The sequence below is a fragment of the Chloroflexota bacterium genome (assembly GCA_016235055.1).
Taxonomy (GTDB): Bacteria; Chloroflexota; Anaerolineae; order JACRMK01; family JACRMK01; genus JACRMK01.
Map to the genome: position 1 here is coordinate 18,999 of JACRMK010000092.1, position 16,194 is coordinate 35,192.

Annotated in this window: 12 protein-coding genes; 4 read left to right on the top strand and 8 right to left on the bottom strand. The window is 67.9% G+C overall.

Annotation, left to right across the window (positions count from 1 at the left end; genetic code table 11):
• Nucleotides 1–16 precede the first annotated feature (16 nt).
• A complete protein-coding gene (locus tag HZB53_21105; protein ID MBI5880156.1) occupies nucleotides 17–2,416 on the top strand; it encodes a hypothetical protein in 2,400 nt (799 codons plus the stop codon).
• 95 nt (nucleotides 2,417–2,511) lie between these two features.
• On the opposite strand, the gene HZB53_21110 is transcribed toward HZB53_21105, so the two are convergent.
• The 8 genes from HZB53_21110 to lhgO all read right to left on the bottom strand — a co-directional run bounded on the left by HZB53_21110 (nucleotide 2,512) and on the right by lhgO (nucleotide 12,202).
• On the bottom strand, nucleotides 2,512–4,224 hold the full coding sequence (locus HZB53_21110; GenBank protein MBI5880157.1) for a HAMP domain-containing protein: 1,713 nt from the start codon (nucleotides 4,222–4,224) through the stop codon (nucleotides 2,512–2,514).
• Nucleotides 4,221–5,468, bottom strand: coding sequence for an imidazolonepropionase (locus HZB53_21115; protein MBI5880158.1), 1,248 nt, complete (start codon nucleotides 5,466–5,468; stop codon nucleotides 4,221–4,223). Before HZB53_21115 ends, HZB53_21110 begins: the two co-directional genes overlap by 4 nt.
• Nucleotides 5,456–7,027 (bottom strand): histidine ammonia-lyase, encoded by a 1,572-nt coding sequence (locus tag HZB53_21120; GenBank protein MBI5880159.1) that lies wholly within the window; start codon nucleotides 7,025–7,027, stop codon nucleotides 5,456–5,458. The genes HZB53_21115 and HZB53_21120 overlap by 13 nt, the downstream gene beginning before the upstream one ends.
• Nucleotides 7,028–7,164: 137 nt before the next feature.
• The gene (locus HZB53_21125) at nucleotides 7,165–7,434 is read right to left on the bottom strand and encodes a DUF559 domain-containing protein (GenBank protein ID MBI5880160.1); all 270 of its coding nucleotides are present in this window, start codon (nucleotides 7,432–7,434) and stop codon (nucleotides 7,165–7,167) included.
• Nucleotides 7,373–7,690 (bottom strand): endonuclease domain-containing protein, encoded by a 318-nt coding sequence (locus tag HZB53_21130; GenBank protein ID MBI5880161.1) that lies wholly within the window; start codon nucleotides 7,688–7,690, stop codon nucleotides 7,373–7,375. Before HZB53_21130 ends, HZB53_21125 begins: the two co-directional genes overlap by 62 nt.
• Before the next feature lie 77 nt (nucleotides 7,691–7,767).
• Entirely contained in the window at nucleotides 7,768–9,459 is a 1,692-nt protein-coding gene (gene hutU, locus HZB53_21135) for a urocanate hydratase (protein MBI5880162.1), read from the bottom strand.
• A 40-nt stretch (nucleotides 9,460–9,499) separates the two neighbouring features.
• Nucleotides 9,500–10,972 (bottom strand): glutamate formimidoyltransferase, encoded by a 1,473-nt coding sequence (ftcD, locus tag HZB53_21140; GenBank protein MBI5880163.1) that lies wholly within the window; start codon nucleotides 10,970–10,972, stop codon nucleotides 9,500–9,502.
• A 33-nt stretch (nucleotides 10,973–11,005) separates the two neighbouring features.
• A complete protein-coding gene (lhgO, locus tag HZB53_21145) occupies nucleotides 11,006–12,202 on the bottom strand; it encodes an L-2-hydroxyglutarate oxidase (GenBank protein ID MBI5880164.1) in 1,197 nt (398 codons plus the stop codon).
• A gap of 168 nt (nucleotides 12,203–12,370) precedes the next feature.
• Between lhgO and purH the strand changes: the two genes are divergently transcribed.
• The 3 genes from purH to HZB53_21160 all read left to right on the top strand — a co-directional run bounded on the left by purH (nucleotide 12,371) and on the right by HZB53_21160 (nucleotide 16,175).
• Nucleotides 12,371–13,873 (top strand): bifunctional phosphoribosylaminoimidazolecarboxamide formyltransferase/IMP cyclohydrolase, encoded by a 1,503-nt coding sequence (gene purH, locus HZB53_21150; GenBank protein MBI5880165.1) that lies wholly within the window; start codon nucleotides 12,371–12,373, stop codon nucleotides 13,871–13,873.
• Between the two features lie 372 nt (nucleotides 13,874–14,245).
• A complete protein-coding gene (locus HZB53_21155; GenBank protein ID MBI5880166.1) occupies nucleotides 14,246–15,340 on the top strand; it encodes an acyl-CoA dehydrogenase family protein in 1,095 nt (364 codons plus the stop codon).
• A 40-nt stretch (nucleotides 15,341–15,380) separates the two neighbouring features.
• Nucleotides 15,381–16,175 carry an enoyl-CoA hydratase/isomerase family protein gene (locus tag HZB53_21160; protein MBI5880167.1) on the top strand — a complete coding sequence of 265 codons (795 nt, stop codon included), beginning with the start codon at nucleotides 15,381–15,383 and terminating at the stop codon, nucleotides 16,173–16,175.
• Nucleotides 16,176–16,194: the final 19 nt, after the last annotated feature.

The window sequence follows — 16,194 nt, forward strand, 5'->3', positions numbered from 1 at the left end:
TCGGCGGCACCGATCCATGCGCCGCGCGCTGACCGTCCCCGCCGCATACCTCGCGCTGGCCGTCGCATTCACCTGGCCGCTGGCGGCCGGGCTGACCACGCAGACGCCCGGCGGCGAGGCGTGGACGTACGACGGCTTCTCGATGGTCTGGAACCTCTGGTGGTTCCAGCGCGCCGCGCTGTGGCTGAACAGTAACCCGCTCGTCACCGACCGGCTGTTTGCGCCGCTCGGCGCAAACCTCGCCCTGCACACCAGCACGCTCTGGCAGGCGCTGACCGCCTTGCCACTGCTGGCGTGGATGCCGCCCGTCGCGGCCAGCAATCTGCTGCTGATCGCGTCGCTGGCGCTGTGCGGCTACGGCGCGTACCTGCTGGCGCTCGGCGTTCTGGGCGCGGCCGGGCCGCACGCGCGCGCCGCCGCGTTCGTCGCGGGCGTCGTGTATGCGTTTACCACACAGCGGTTCATGTTCCTCGTGCTGGGCCACCACAACTTCTTCGCCACGCAGTTCGTTCCGTTCTACCTTCTATATGTGCTCAGGGCATCACGTCCCGCAACGAGCGCGCGTAGCACGGCCAGAGCAGTCGTCCTGGCCGGGCTGTTCCTGGCGCTCTGCCTGCTGACCGAGCTATCGCTCGCCGTGATGGCGGTGCTGGTCGCAGGGCTGTATTGGGCGTTCGCGTCGTTGACTCGCCGCCTCTCTAACCGTCCCGCGCGACGGGGTTCGACAGGCTCACCCAACGGCGTCGCAGGAGAAGGATCAAACCCCCTCCCCTGTTTGCAGCCGGTGCAAACGGGGGAGGGCAGGGGTGGGGGTAGTACCGGCTCCTTAGATTCATCGATTGGCTTCAGTGTTTGGCGCGGCGCGGTCGCGATTGTGGGCAGCGTGGCGTTGATGGCCGTCATGACCGCGCCGTACGTCGTCCCGACCCTGCGCGAATCGTTCGATCCGAAGTACATCCCACAATACTGGGGCGGCGCACCGGTCACATCGGTGGATATCGCCGGCATGCTCGTGCCGAGCACACTGCACCCGCTGTTCGGCACGCACGACTGGCCGCGCGAGTGGCAGCAGGCGCTGACCAACGCGGCACGCTTCGGCTCGGTCAATACGTTCAACATCGGCTGGGGCGTACTGGCGCTGGCCATGCTCGGCGCGCTGGCTTACCGCCGCGCACGCATCTGGGCGGGACTGGCGCTCGCGCTGATCGTGCTGTCATGGGGGCCGATCGCGCACATCGACGGCCAGACGGTCTTCGACCTCGACGGCATGCAGGTGGCGGCGGGGCTGCCGTATATCGTACTGCACTACCTGCCGGTGCTGAACGGACTGCGCGTGCCACAGCGATTCGGCGTCGTCGCGGTGCTGGCGCTGGCGATGCTGGCCGGGTACGGTGTGCTCTGGCTTCGACAGCGCATCCGCCTCAGCGGCATGGCAGCGGCCATCGCCCTCGCTGCCGTCGTCGCGCTTGTCACATTCGAGCACGCTCTCATGCCCCTGCCGCTGTCTGATGCGCGCGTGCCGGCGATCTACGCGCAGATCGCTGCCGAGCCGGGCGACTTCACGGTCATGGACATCCCGCTCGGCTGGCGCTCCGGCTACGGGCCGCAGGGCACCGAGAACACGCAGTTGCAGTATTACCAGACCGTCCACGGCAAGCGCCTGATCAGCGGGTTCGTCGCGCGCACGCCATCGTTCCTGTTCGATTACTTCCTGCGCCATCCGATCCTGAACGCAATCGCCGTGCAGGAATCCGAAGGGCGCCTGCCTAAGATCGACGGCGCGCGCGACCGGGCGCTGGCCGCCGAACTGGCGTACTTCTACGATCTGCGCTACATCATCATTCACCCGCCGGCCAGCGCGCCAACGCCCTACGACGCGACCCGCCAACGCGTGCTTGACTACGTCCGGGATATGTTCGACATTGATTTGGTAGAGGAGCGCGACGGGCTGATCGTCTATCGCGTCAACCAGTCCGCGCCGCGCACCAGCATGCGGATCGACTTTGGCGCAGTCACGTCGTCGCTCAATCGCGGCGAAGGCTGGGGTGCGGACGAGACGATCGACGGCGCGAGCGCGAACTGGCTGATCGGCACGGAGGGACGGCTGTTCGTGCCGCTGCGCGTGGCCGGCGATTACACACTGACCATCCGCGCCGCGCCATTCAGCTATGCGGGCCGACCGCCGCAGACGCTCAGCGTGCGCATCAACGGCGAAACGATCGGCGCGCCGCTCACGCTCACCGATGGCTGGGGCGAGTATACGGTCGTACTGCCCGCGCGCGTGCTGACAAGCGGGCTCAATGAGCTCGTGCTGACCGCTTCAAAGAGTACCGCGCCCGCCGAGATGCTCGCGGGGAGTACCGACGCGCGGCGATTGAGCGTCGCGTTGGATTGGGTGCAGGTGGACCAAAAGTGAGACCCGAAGGGTTTGGCAAACCCTTCGGGCTTTTCTGCGAAGCGCGACCTTCGCCCGTTTGCCCGCTACCTCCTACTCTATTATCCGTTCATCCGTTATCCATCTGCTGACAAGTCCGTTTGTCCGTTGTCCTTCCGGCCCCGCAGCCAGTAGGTGTGCATTGGCCCCTTGCTCTTCACGTCGATGATGCCGCGGTCGTCCATTACGTACTTGTCCTTCAGGCGGTCGTAAACCGCCTCGGTCACCTGGATGCAGTCCGCCACACTATGCGACTCCATGCGGCTGGCCGTGTTGACCGTGTCGCCCCACAGATCATAGATGAACTTGTGTGTGCCGATCACGCCGGCAACCACCGGTCCGGTGTTCATGCCGGTACGAACGCGCAGGTCCTGCCCCTTGACGGCGTTGAGCCGCGCCAGTTCGGCGTGCATCTCCAGCGCGAGGTCGGCCACCGCTTCGACGTGGTCGGCCCGCTCCTCTGGCAGTCCGCCGACCACCATATACGAGTCCCCGATCGTCTTGATCTTCTCCAGTCGGTGCTTGCGCGCCAGTTCATCGAACGCCGAGAAGACCTCGTTGAGCAACTGCACCGTCTCTTCCGGCGGGCGGCCGGCCGACAGCGCCGTGAAGCCGACGATGTCGGAAAACAGCACCGTGGCCTCCGCATAGCTGTCGGCGATCGTGCGCGAGTCGCGCTTGAGCCGCTCGGCAATCGGCTTCGGCAGGATGTTGATCAGCAAGTTCTCGGCCCGCGCGTGCTCGGCATCGACCTGCTGCTTCAGGCCGGCCAGCGAGGCGAGCATCGTATTGACCGCGCCGGACAGCCGCCCGATCTCGTCGCGGCTCTTGACGCGCACGCGCGCGCTGAAGTCGCCCGCCGCGCCGATCTGCGCCACATCGGCGCTCAAGTGTGCCACCGGCGAGAGCACCAGCCGCTCCAGGATCGCGAGCACCGCCGCCGCGAGCACAAGGCCGGAGAGCGCCAGCACGATCGTCAGCAGCAGCACGTCGGCCTGTCCCTGTTTGAACAGTTCGCGCTTGAGGTTCACCTGGAGCGCCAGCGCCGCCTGCCCGCCAATATCCTTGATGGCTGCCGCGCCCACTAGCCGGTCGGCATCCACGACGCGCACCAGCACGCCGCCGTCGTCGCGCGCGGCCGCCGGCGCATCGGGCTTGATGCGCTGGAGCGTGAACGACAGGCGCGTGACGTCGTTCAGCCGCTTGATTGCCGCCTCGTTCACGTCGCGCGCCAGAATCAGCGTGCCGCGCGGCGGGCCGCTGAAGCGTCCGGTCAATACCGGGCGACTGGCGACCATAACCGGGCCATCCGGCAGCACGAGCAGACCGGACACGCCGCCGTCTGTTTTCGGCAGTTGCAGCAGCACAGGGTTGGCGATCAACAGGTTGAGCGTGCGCGTCAGCGGTTTGGTCTCCTGCCGGGTCTCCAGGTCGACGGCCTTTGTGAAGATCGATCGTCCGGCCGCATTGAGCAGCACGGCCAGGTTGAACTGCCCGGCCGCGAACGCCGGCGCCACGAAGATGCGCTGCGGCACGATGTCGAGCGGCGAGGCGACCTGCATGTAGGCGAACAGCTCGTCGTCGGCCGCAAAGTTGGCGGCGGTCGCGCTCAGCGTCGCCACGTCGTCGTTCAACGCGTTCAGCGCGCGCTGCACGTCCTGCCTGGCCTCGCGCTCTTCGAGGCGCGCATAGTTGCCCAGCAACAGGGCGCGCGCGCCGAGCAGCAGCGCGACGATGATGGCGGCCTGCAGCAGGCCGATGATCAGCAGTGCTTTCTTGCGCAGTGTCATGATGTTTCCGCGATGAACTGATACACCGTGCCGCGTTTGACGACCGCGCTCACGGACTGATGGCCGAGCCGGTACACGAACTCCTCAAGCGACGGGATATTCCAGATTTGCATGTCGGCCAGCATGCCGGGCGCGAGCATGCCGTGGTCGTCCAGCGCCAGCGCGCGGGCCGCGCCGGCGGTCGCCGCCTGCAGCGCCTCGGCGGGCGACAGGCCGCCCGTCCGGCAGGCGAATTGCACCGCCAGCGCCATCGACTCGCACCAGCAGCCGGGGCAGAGGTCGGTCGCCAGCGCCAGCGTCATACCGGCATCCAGCATCGCGCGCGGACTGGCCGGGCGCGGGTGCTTGACCGCGAAGTCGAGCATCGGCGTCGCGACGCCAACGACACTCGCGCGCGCGAAGCGCCTCAGCGTATCAGGCGTACTGAAGTTCAGATGGTCGGCCGAGACGGCGCCGAGTTCCAGCGCCACGGCCGCGCCGCCGATCTCCGCATACTGGTCGAGGTGCATCTTCGGCTTCAGCCCGGCGGCCTGCCCCGCCGCGAGGATGCGCCGCGACTGCGCCGCCGTGAAGTAGCCGTCGTCGCAGAACACGTCGTTGAACTCGGCCAGCCGGTCGGCGGCCACCGCCGGAATCATCTCGTTGACGATCAGGTCCACGTACTGCTCGCGCGGCATGTCCGGCGGGAAGGCATGCGCCCCGAGAAAGGTGCTGACGATATCCACCGGCTGACTGCCCTGCAGTGCCGCGTTGACGCGCAGCAGTTTCAGTTCGTCGGCCAGCGTCAGACCGTAACCGGTCTTGCTCTCGACCGTCGTCGTGCCGTGCCGGAACATGCGGCGCAGGCGCGCGGCGGCGCTCGCCGCCAACTGCGCGTCGCTCTCCGCGCGCGTCATCGCCACGGTCGCGCCGATGCCCGCTGGGATGCCGAGTGCGCGCACCTCCTCGGCCGAGTGCGTCAGGCGGGCGGCATACTCCGCTGCGCGCGAGCCGCCGAAGACGAGGTGCGTGTGACAGTCGACAAAGCCCGGCGCCACCGCGCCGCCTTTGGCGTCGACCCGCGCCGCGCCCGAGAGGTCCACCTGCGCCGCGACGCCGGCCAGTGTGCCGACCGCCACGATGCGCTCGCCCTCGATGGCGACGACGCCGTTGGCGATGCGCCCCGCCGGGTCGCCCGGCGCGGGCACGCAAGTTAGCACCTCGCCCGTATTGACGATCAGCACGCTGGCTTTCACCACGTCCACGCCTCCTCCAGCGTTTCGCTCACCGCCTGCGCCAGTGTTCCGTCGTGAATCAATGCAGCGAGCGACTCGATATCCGGCGAAGTCTCGCGGTCGTGCGGCAGGAAGCGCACCCGCTCACGCACTAGCCGGTAGGCAATTGCGGAGCCGCGCCCGAGCCGCGCCGGGCCGTCTGTGCGCAAGTCCACCGCCTGCGCGGCGGTCAGCAACTCGATGGCGATGATGCGCCGCACGTTGCCGAGGATCTCGAGACAGTGCCGCGCGGCGTTCGCGCCCATGCTGACGAAGTCCTCCTGGTTGCCCGACGAGGGAATGGAGTCCACGCAGTCGGGGTGCGCCAGCGTCTTGTTGTCGCTGACGAGCGCGGCCGCCGTGTACTGCGGGATCATCAGGCCGCTGTCAATCCCGCTGGCCGGCACGAGCATCGCCGGCAGTCCCGCGTTAAGCTCCGGCGTCAGCGTGCGGAAGACGCGCCGCTCGGCAATGCTGCCCGCCGCGGCGATGGACATGCCGAGGCAGTTCAGCCAGATCGACAGTCCCTGCCCATGGAAGTTGCCGCCGGTCTGCTTGTGCATGCCATCCGGCCCGTCAAACAGGAGCGGATTGTCCAACGAGGCATTGAGCGTGTCGCTGACACGCCCGCGCAGGAATCCCAGCAGGTCGCGCACCGGGCCGAGCACCTGCGGAATGCAGCGCAGGCTGTACGCGTCCTGCACACGCTCCGGCTGTGCATTGATCAGGCGGCTGCCCGCGTACAGCGCGCGCAGGTCCGCGGCGACCTGCTGCTGGCCGGGCTGGTTCGCGGCGGCGTGCAATTCGGGCCGGAACGGCTCGTCGAGTGCCAGTAGCGCTTCGAGCGTCAGCGCGGCGGCGATCTCGGCGTGCTGGAGCAAGCTGGCGGCGTCGTGTATCGCCAGCGTGGCGGCGGCAGCCATGAAGCCGGTGCCGTTGGTCAGCGCCAGCCCCTCTTTCGCCTCCGGCACGAGCCGCGCGAGGCCTGCGCGCGCCATCGCTTCGGCGCCGGTCATCCGCTCGTCGCCGAACCACGCTTCGCCGCTGTACCCGCCGCCATCCTCATCGCACGTCAGCACGACGGCGATGTGCGCGAGCGGCGCGAGGTCGCCGCTCGCGCCGAGCGAGCCTTTCGCCGGCACGACCGGCGTCACGCCGGCGTTCAGCATGTCGATCAGCGTCTGCGCCAGCACCGGGCGCGCGCCGGAGTGGCCGCGCGCCAGCACGTTGACACGAATCAGCATCATGGCGCGGACAATTTCGCGCGGCAATGGATCGCCGACGCCCGCGAGGCAGTTGAGGATCAGGTTGCGCGACAGCTTGCGCGCCAGCGCCGGCGCAACCCGCTCGCGCGCCAGCGGCCCGAAGCCGGTGTTGACGCCGTAGATCGGCTCGTCGTGCTGCAGGATCGTGGACTTGACCCAATTCGCGCTGGCCGTCATGCGCTCTACAACACTGTCGCCGAGTGGCGCAACGCGCGCTCCGTGGCGTGCCACGGCAACCACGTCCGCGATGGTCAGGTCGAAGCCAGTCAGGTCAATGATCGACATCTTCTGCTCCATAGGTCAGCCGCGATCAGCGGCCAGTTCCCTCCCTTGCGACGCCGGCGATGCGGCGGGGCTTCGGGCCCCGCCGCGCTTATCGGTCAGCGGCGCGAAGCCGCTGACCAGCGCGTCGCGGGGGAGGGTTAGGGAGAGGGCCGGTCGCCGTGCTCATCCAAAGCGGCCCGAATGGCATCAAGCACGCCCTCCAGGTTTTGCATTACCGCACGGTTCGTGAACCGCAAGACCCGGAAGAGTTTCTCGCTCGTGAGCCAGCCGGTACGTTCCGCACCCCACGAAATAAGTGCGCCAATCCCCTCCCTTGCGACGCCGTTTCTGCGTCGCGGGGGAGGGTTAGGGAGAGGGCTGGTCGCGATGTTGTGCCAACGCCTCTTGGATAGCCTCGAGCACGCCATTAAGATTCTGCATCACCGCACGGTTCGTGAACCGCAAGACCCGATAGTGTTTCTCGCTCGTGAGCCAGCGAGTACGTTCTTCATCATAGACAGCCTGCTCGGCATGACTGTCGCCATCGACTTCAATCACCAACAATGCCTTTGCACATAGAAAATCGACGATGTAGGGGCCGACCGGGTGCTGGCGACGAAAGTGCCAGCCGCCAAGCCGGTCGGCCCTCAGTTGTGCCCACAGCCGCTGCTCGGGAGATGGCATGGCGCCGCGCAGGGCATGCGCGCGCGACCTGATTGTTGGCGACGATCGCCATGTATTTGGTGGCACCGGCCCTCTCCCTAGCCCTCCCCCGTTCGCAAACCCGGCGAACAGGGGAGGGGACTCATACCCATTGGCACCTTGATTCCCGCCTGCGCCGCAAATGCTTCGGCCTCGGGGTAGCCCGCATCGACGTGGCGGATGACGCCCATACCCGGATCGGTCGTCAGCACGCGCTCCAACCGGCGCGCCGCCTCGGGCGTGCCATCGGCCACAATGACCTGCCCCGCGTGGATCGCGTAGCCGATGCCGACGCCGCCGCCGTGGTGAATGCTGACCCACGTCGCGCCGCCGACTGCGTTGATCAGCGCATTGAGCAGCGGCCAGTCCGCGATCGCGTCGCTGCCGTCGCGCATGCTCTCCGTCTCGCGGCGCGGCGAGGCGACCGACCCGGCGTCCAGATGATCGCGCCCGATCACGATCGGCGCGGATACATCGCCGCGCGCGACCAGTTCGTTGAACAGCAGCCCGGCGCGCGCCCGCTCGCCGTAGCCCAGCCAGCCGATCCGCGCCGGCAGCCCCTGAAACTTCACGCGCTCGCGCGCCAGTCGGATCCAGCGGACCAGGTGCTCGTTCTCCGGAAACAGATCGAGGATCGCTTCGTCGGTGCGGTACAGGTCGCGCGGGTCGCCGGAGAGCGCCACCCAGCGGAACGGGCCCTTGCCCTCACAGAACAGCGGCCGGATGTAGGCGGGCACGAAACCAGGGTAATCGAAGGCGTTCGCGACGCCGGCATCGAAGGCGCGCTGGCGCAGGTTATTGCCATAGTCGAACACGACCGCGCCGCGCTTCTGCATTTCCAGCATAGCGGCGCAGTGCTTGGCCATCGCTTCGGCGGACTGCGCCTGATACGCAGCCGGGTCGCTGGCGCGCAACGCTACCGCCTCGTCGAGCGGCAGCTCCGGCACATACATCAGCGGATCGTGCGCAGGCGTCTGGTCGGTGACGACGTCGGGGGTGACGCCGCGCGCCACCAGTTCGGGCACGACGTCGGCGGCGTTCGCGATCAGGCCGATGGAGCGCGGCTCGCGCCGGCGCACGTAGTCCTCAACCTTCGTCATTGCCTCTTCGAGGTTGTCAGTCACCTCGTCGATGTAGCCATTGGCCAGCCGCCGCGCCGCGCGAGCCGGGTCCACCTCGACGATCAGGCCGACCCCCTCGTTCATCGTGATCGCCAGCGGCTGCGCGCCGCCCATGCCACCCAGTCCGGCCGTCAAGACGAAGCGCCCGCGCAGCGTGCCGCCAAAGTGCTTCTGCGCGAGCGCGCCGAGCGTCTCGTAGGTGCCCTGCAGGATGCCCTGTGTGCCGATGTAGATCCACGAGCCGGCCGTCATCTGGCCGTACATGATCAGGCCGTCGCGCTCCCAGCGGTCGAAGTTGGCCTGCGTCGCCCAGGCCGGCACGATGTTGGTGTTGGCGATCAGCACGCGGGGGGCGTCGGGGTGGGTGCGAAAGACGGCGACCGGCTTGCCGGACTGGACGAGCAAGGTCTCGTCGCCTTCCAACGCGCGCAGGGCCGCCACAATCGCGTCGAAGCAGGCCCAGTTACGCGCCGCTTTGCCGCGCCCGCCGTACACGATCAACTCATCGGGTTTCTCAGCCACCTCGGGGTCGAGGTTGTTCATCAGCATGCGCAGGGCAGCTTCCTGCTGCCAGCCCTTGCACGAAATCTGCGTGCCGCGCGGCGCGCGGACAGTGCGACTGGTGGCCATTGGCGCCTCCTTGAGGAGGGGCAGCGCAAACGCGCGCCCGTTACATCAGCGCTTCAACCCGTTCCACCCTCTCCCGGTACTCGGCCACGAACGCCGCATCGGTGATCGCGCCGAGGTTTTCCTGCACGTTGCGCAGCGCGCCCTTGATCGCCGCCTCGGCCATGTAGCCGGCGACGGTCGAGTCGCTCTGCGCCGTCTTCAAGCCATGCTCAAGCACGTCGCGTGCCAGCGCGCGCACGCGGTTCGACTGCTCTGCCACGCGCATCGGCACCGCCGCCGCGCCCATCATGGCGCGCTCGATGTCCGGCGCGCGCTCCAGCGACTCTTTCGGCAGCTTGTACGCGGCCAGCACGGCTCCATACGCCTGCGCGTCCTCGTCCACGGCCGCCGACAGCGCATCCTTCAGCGCGCCCGCCTCATCGCGGATCGACTGCATCGCCAAGTGCACGGCCGCGTACGACTTCTTCGTCAGCGTCAGCCCGGCGACCATCATCACGAGCGCGGCCGCCATGGCCCCGGCGTGCGCCGACGCGCTGCCGCCGCCCGGCGCGGGCAGCGGCGCGGCCAGCGCATCGATGAACGTCGCGCGGCTCTGTGCGGCTTCCGCCTGCGCCAACGCGGACTGCAGGCGCACTTCGAGCACCTGTTCGGCGGAGAAGTGCGGTAGTTGCAGGTATTGCGCGGCGGCGGCGGTCAGGGCCGCCTGCGGCACCAGCCCGACGATCTCGCTCTCGACGACCGGCACGCCATAGCGCTCCGCCTCGCGCTTGACCATGTCGAACGCGCGGAATAGCGGCGTCTGCGTGTAGTCGGTCATGTTCATGGAGACCTGCACCAGCCCGCGTTCCGCGAGGTCGATACCGAGCGCTTTGACGTAGCGCAGCCCGCCGGACGAGAAGCGCACCGCCTTCGCAATCGCCTTCGCGATCTGCAGATCGTGCGTGCCGAGGTTGACGTTGTAGGCGATCAGCGGAAAGCGCGCGCCGATCGCGACCGCCCCGGCCTTGGCGAGTGCACGCGGCCCGAAGTCGGGCGCGCGGTCGGGGTTCGTCTCGATCTCACGTCTGATGCCTTCGTACTCGCCACGGCGCACGTCGGCGAGGTTGCGGTTACCCTCGCGCGTTGCCGCGTCTTCATATAGATAGACGGGGATCGCCAACTCGCGCCCGACACGCTCGCCCAACTGCCGGGCGATGGCCACGCAGTCGGCCGTCGTCGCGCCGCGAATGGGGATGAACGGCACGACATCGGTCGCGCCCATGCGCGGGTGCTCCCCGCGGTGCGCGTCGAGGTCGATCAACTCGGCGGCTTTGGCGCAGCCCCGGAACGCCGCCTCGGCCACCGCCCCCGCATCGCCCACGAACGTGACGACCGAGCGGTTATGGCTGGCGTCCGATTCGCGGTCGAGCAGGACGACGCCCGCGACCGACGTGATCGCCGCGACGATGGCGTCGACGACCTCGCCGCGCCGGCCCTCGCTGAAATTGGGCACACACTCAATGATCTGTTGCACAGGATACGCTCCGGTCGCGCTGCGCGCGGGCGGCTAAATCTGCGCCCGCGCCGCGATGTACTCGCCGATCGCCAGGCTCGCTGTCGCGGCGGGCGACGGCGCATTGAGCACGTGCAGGGCGATCGGCGTCTCGACCAGGCGGAAATCGTCCACGAGCGCGCCGTTCGTATCGATCGCCTGCGCGCGCACCCCCGCGCCGCCGCGGAACACGTCGGCCTCGCCGATGTCGGGCACCATCTTCTGCAGCGAATGCACGAATTCGCGCTTGCTGAACGAGCGATGGAACTCGCCCAGCCCCATGCGCCAGTATTTGGCCGCCATCTTCCAGAAGCCGCCATACGTCAACGTGCCGGCCAGGTCGCCGGGCGAGATGCGGCCCATGGTGTAGCCTTCGCGCGCGAACGCCAGCACCGCGTTCGGACCGGCCTCGACTTCGCCGTGCACCGTGCGCGTGAAGTGGACGCCGAGGAACGGGAAGCGCGGGTCGGGCACCGGGTAGATCAGGCCGCGCACCAGATCGTGCTTTTCCGGCTTGATCAGATAGTACTCGCCGCGGAACGGCACGACGCGCACATCGACCCGTTCGCCGAACATGCGCGCGACGGCGTCGCAGTGCAGCCCGGCGCAGTTCACGACGTACTTCGCCGTGACCTCGCCGTGCCTGGTCTGCACGCGCACGCCGGGGGCGGCGCGGGCAATCCCGTGCACGGCGGCGCCCATCTGAAACGTCGCGCCGGCAGCCTCGGCGTCGCGGCGCATCGCCTGCGACACTTCCTTATAGTCCACGATGCCGGTGTTGGGCGAGTGCAGCGCGGCCACGCCGCGTGCGTGCGGTTCAATATCGCGCATGCGTTCCAGCCCGATGAACGTCACACCCGGCACGCCGTTGGCGACGGCGCGCTCGGACAGCGTCTGCAGGGCCGGCATCTCGCGTTCGTCTGTGGCGACGATCAGCTTGCCGATGCGCTCGTACTTGATGCCGTGCGCGTCGCAGAACACGGTCATCTGGCGCGCGCCGCTGACGCACAGCTTCGCCTTCAGCGAGCCCGGCTTGTAGTAGATGCCTGAATGAATCACGCCGCTGTTGTGTCCGGTCTGGTGCGCGGCCACCTCCGCCTCTTTGTCCAGCACGGTAATGCGCAGTCCCGGCCTGCGTTTCAGCAGCGCCAGCGTTGTCGCCAGCCCGACAATGCCTGCGCCCACCACCGCCACATCGTATGTCTGGCCCATGTCCGTTCTCGCCTCCGTCGGCTACGATTCTACCACGCGCGGCGGCAAAAGGACAGTGAACGGTGAACCCTAGGCCGCCATCCATCGGCGCGCATTTGCAGACCTCCGCCATCCGTTATACTATGTCCCCGGTTGTTCGAAACTCCGCACCATTCCCTGGGAGACCCCATGACCTACCGAGCACTTATTTCCGTCCACGACAAAACCGGCCTCGTCGATTTCGCCCACGCGCTGTGCACACTGGGCTGGGAACTGATCGCCAGCGGCGGCACCGCTAAAGCGATTGCTGGCGCCGGCCTGCCGGTCACGACCGTCGAGGCGTTCACCCGTTCGCCCGAGATCCTCGACGGGCGAGTGAAGACGCTGCATCCCGCCGTGCACGGCGGCATCCTGGCGCGCGGCGAGCAGGACGCGGCCGACCTGACGCGCGTCAACAGCGCGCCGATCGACCTGGTCGCCGTCAACCTGTACCCGTTCGAGGAGACCGTCGCCAAACCGGGCGTAACCGAACCCGACGCGGTCGAGCAGATCGACATCGGCGGCGTGGCGCTGCTGCGCGCGGCCGCCAAGAACTTCGCGCGCGTCACCGTCGTCTGCGAGCCGGGCGATTACGGCGCCATCGTCGACGAGCTGCGCGCCGGCGGCACGACGACCGCGCAGACGCGCCGGCGGCTCGCGCAGAAGGCGTTCGCGCACACCGCGCACTACGACAGCGCCATCCAGGCGTGGCTGCGCGGCGACGGCTCGCTCGACCTGCGGCTCGTCGCGCCGGTGAGGCTGCGCTACGGCGAGAACCCGCACCAGCAGGCCGAACTGTTCGCGTACCGCGCCGGCGAGGGACCGCTCGGCGGCACGTTCCTGCAGGGCAAAGAACTATCGTACAACAATATCCTCGACCTCGACGCCGCGTGGCGCGGCGCGGTTATGTTCAGCGACCCGGGCATCGTGATCGTCAAGCACCTCTCGCCGTGCGGCATCGCCACCGGCGCGACGACGGCCGAGGCGTTCGCCGGCGCGCTGGCGTCCGACCCGATCTCAGCCTATGGCGGCGTGATTGCCTCCAACCGCGCCATCGACGCCGACACCGTGCGCGCGATGGGCGACCTGTTCGTCGAATGCATCGCCGCGCCCAACTTCACCGCCGAAGCGCGCGAACTGCTCGCGAAACGCAAGAACTGCCGCCTGCTGTCGATGCCCAACCTGGCGATCGACCCGCTGCACGAGTGGCGCTCGGTCAATCGCGGCATCCTGCGGCAGACGATCGACCGCGGCGACCCGGCCGGCGCGGAGTGGAAGGTCGTCAGCGAGCGGCAGCCGACCGCCCATGAGATGCGCACCTTGCGCTTCGCCTGGGTCGCCTGCCAGCATGTGAAATCCAACTCGATCGTGCTGGCGCAGGGCACCGCCACGGTCGGCATCGGCGGCGGCCAACCGAACCGCGTAGACTGCGTGAAGATCGCCGTCGAGCGCGCGGGCGCGAGGGCGAAAGGCTCGGTCATGGCGTCCGACGCGTTCTTCCCGTTCGAAGACAGCGTGCAGTTGGCCGCACTGGCGGGCGTGACGGCGGTCGCGCACCCAGGCGGCTCGAAGCGCGATGCCGACTCGATCACCGCAGCGAACAAGGCGGGCATGGCGATGGTCGTCACCGGCGCGCGGCATTTCCGGCATTAGCAGGTTTCGGGGATCGGGTGTCGGGGATCGGGTGTCAGGGATCAGGGGTCAGGGATCAGGTGTCAGGGATCGGGTGTCGGGTGTCAGGGAATAGATTCAGCCGCAGCAGTCGCAAAGAGTGGATAACAGAGATCAGCATGCTGCCATTCACGCCGATTCATCCGAGCCGCAGGCCAAACGTCATGCGCCGCGTGTTCCGTATTCTGCCCGCGCCCTGATCCCTGACACCCGACACCTGATCCCTGACCCCTGATCCCTGACCCCTGACACCTGACACCCGATCCCTGATATCTAAAAAAACTAGCCAACCAGGTCGTTCGGGAGTAAAATAGGCCCGCGCAAGCGACTTCTTCATTGCACGCACGAGGACGTATGATCTCCTTTGAACTCTCCGAAGAGCAGCACCTGCTGGTCGAAACCGTCACCAAGTTTGCCGACAACGAGATGCGCAAGGCGGCGCGCGATGCCGACGAAGCGGGCCAACTGCCGCCCGCGCTGATCGACACCGGCTGGACGCTCGGCCTGACGCCGAGCAACATCCCGGAGGCGTACGGCGGATTCGGCGACCATTCTGCGCTGAACCTGGTGCTCGGCTACGAGGCGCTCGGCTATGGCGACCTGTCGGCCGCGCTGGCGATCACCGCGCCGGCCGCCCCCGCTTTCGCCATCCTGCTGTGCGGCACCGAGGAGCAGAAAACGCACTACCTGCCGTTCTTCACCGGCGACGATTTCTACCCCACCGCCGCGGCCGCGCTGATCGAGCCGCGCCCGTTGTTCGACCCGCGCGACCTCAAGACGACGGCCGTCGCCGACAGCGACCACTACGTGCTGAACGGCGAGAAGTGCCTGGTACCGCTGGCCGACGAGTCGCGCCTGTTCGTCGTGTACGCGAACGACGGCTTCCGCACGCAGGGCTTCATCGTCGAGAAAAACACCGCCGGGCTGTCGGTCGGCGCGCGCGAGAGTAACCTCGGCCTGCGCGCTCTGCCCACCTTCGCGCTGGAACTGAAGGACGTGCGCGTACCGAAAGCGGCGCGGCTCGGCGGCGAAGCCGGCTGCGACATCACGCGCATCTTGAACCACTCCAAAGTCGCGCTCGCCGCGATGGCTGTCGGCGTCGCCAAGGGCGCGTACGAGCACTCGCGCGAATACGCCAAGCAGCGCGAGACGTTCGGCGCGCCGATCGCCACCCGCCAGGCGGTCGCCTTCATGTTGGCCGAAATGGCGATGGAGATCGATGGCGTGCGACTGATGGTCTGGGAAGCGGCCTGGCGGCTCGACAAAGGACTGCCGGCCGACCGCGAGTGCTATCTGGCCAAGGCGACCGCCGACGACCTGGCGTACAAAGTCACCGACAACGCCGTGCAAGTGCTCGGCGGGCATGGCTACATCCGGGACAACCCGGAAGAGATGTGGCTGCGCAACGCGCGCGGCTTCGTGACGATCGAAGGGCTGACGCTGGCCTAGGACGGCGCACGTCCAATTTCACACGGGAGGCAACGGACCGATGACGCACGAGATGATTCTCACAGAGAAGCGCGGCAAGCGGGTCGCGGTCGTGACGTTGAACCGGCCGGACTCGCTCAATGCGATGCACCCGGTGATGCTGAGCGAGCTGTACGACCAGGTGCGCGCATGGGACAAAGACCCGTCGGTCGGCGCGATCGTCGTCACCGGCGCGGGCAAGGGGTTCTGCGCCGGCGCCGATGTGTCGGGCTGGGCGCGCAACACCGGCCCCGGCACGCCTGAGCGCACGCCCGTCTCGTATGAAGACTGGCTGGAGATCGTCTCCACAGGCAAGCCGGTCATCGCCGCCATCAATGGCGCAGCGGTCGGCTGGGGACTGACGATGGCGCTCGTCTGCGACGTGCGCATCGCGTCCAACGCGGCGCGACTGTCGGCGCGCTTCCTGCGCGCGGGCGTCACGCCGGAGTTGTGCTCCTCCGTCACCCTGCAGCGCATCGTCGGCTGGGGCCACGCGATGGAGATGATGCTGACGGCGCGGCTGTACTCCGCCGAGGAGTCGCTCAAAATCGGCCTGGTGACGCACGTCGTGCCGCACGACACGCTGATCGACGAGGCGGTGAAACTGGCCGACGAGATCGCCTTCAACCCGACGGATGGGCTGTATGTTGTCAAGCAACTGATGTGGGCGACCCTCCACGACAACGATCTGGCCGCGGCGCGCGCCCGCGAGCGGCGCGAGTTCGCGAACGCCATGAAACGCCCGGCGTTCAAAGAAGCGACGGCCGCATTCATGGAAAAGCGCCTGCCCGACTTCCACAAGGATGGCATGGACTAACACTCACCTGCGCAGCCGC

Bases quoted from the DNA above. Each gene is read 5' to 3' on its own strand.
- HZB53_21105 (MBI5880156.1), top strand. From the start codon at position 17: ATGCGCCGCGCGCTGACCGTCCCCGCCGCATACCTCGCGCTGGCCGTC.
- HZB53_21110 (MBI5880157.1), bottom strand. From the start codon at position 4,224: ATGACACTGCGCAAGAAAGCACTGCTGATCATCGGCCTGCTGCAGGCC.
- HZB53_21120 (MBI5880159.1), bottom strand. From the start codon at position 7,027: ATGTCGATCATTGACCTGACTGGCTTCGACCTGACCATCGCGGACGTG.
- HZB53_21125 (MBI5880160.1), bottom strand. From the start codon at position 7,434: ATGGCGTGCTCGAGGCTATCCAAGAGGCGTTGGCACAACATCGCGACC.
- HZB53_21130 (MBI5880161.1), bottom strand. From the start codon at position 7,690: ATGCCATCTCCCGAGCAGCGGCTGTGGGCACAACTGAGGGCCGACCGG.
- hutU (MBI5880162.1), bottom strand. From the start codon at position 9,459: ATGGCCACCAGTCGCACTGTCCGCGCGCCGCGCGGCACGCAGATTTCG.
- lhgO (MBI5880164.1), bottom strand. From the start codon at position 12,202: ATGGGCCAGACATACGATGTGGCGGTGGTGGGCGCAGGCATTGTCGGG.
- purH (MBI5880165.1), top strand. From the start codon at position 12,371: ATGACCTACCGAGCACTTATTTCCGTCCACGACAAAACCGGCCTCGTC.
- HZB53_21155 (MBI5880166.1), top strand. From the start codon at position 14,246: ATGATCTCCTTTGAACTCTCCGAAGAGCAGCACCTGCTGGTCGAAACC.
- HZB53_21160 (MBI5880167.1), top strand. From the start codon at position 15,381: ATGACGCACGAGATGATTCTCACAGAGAAGCGCGGCAAGCGGGTCGCG.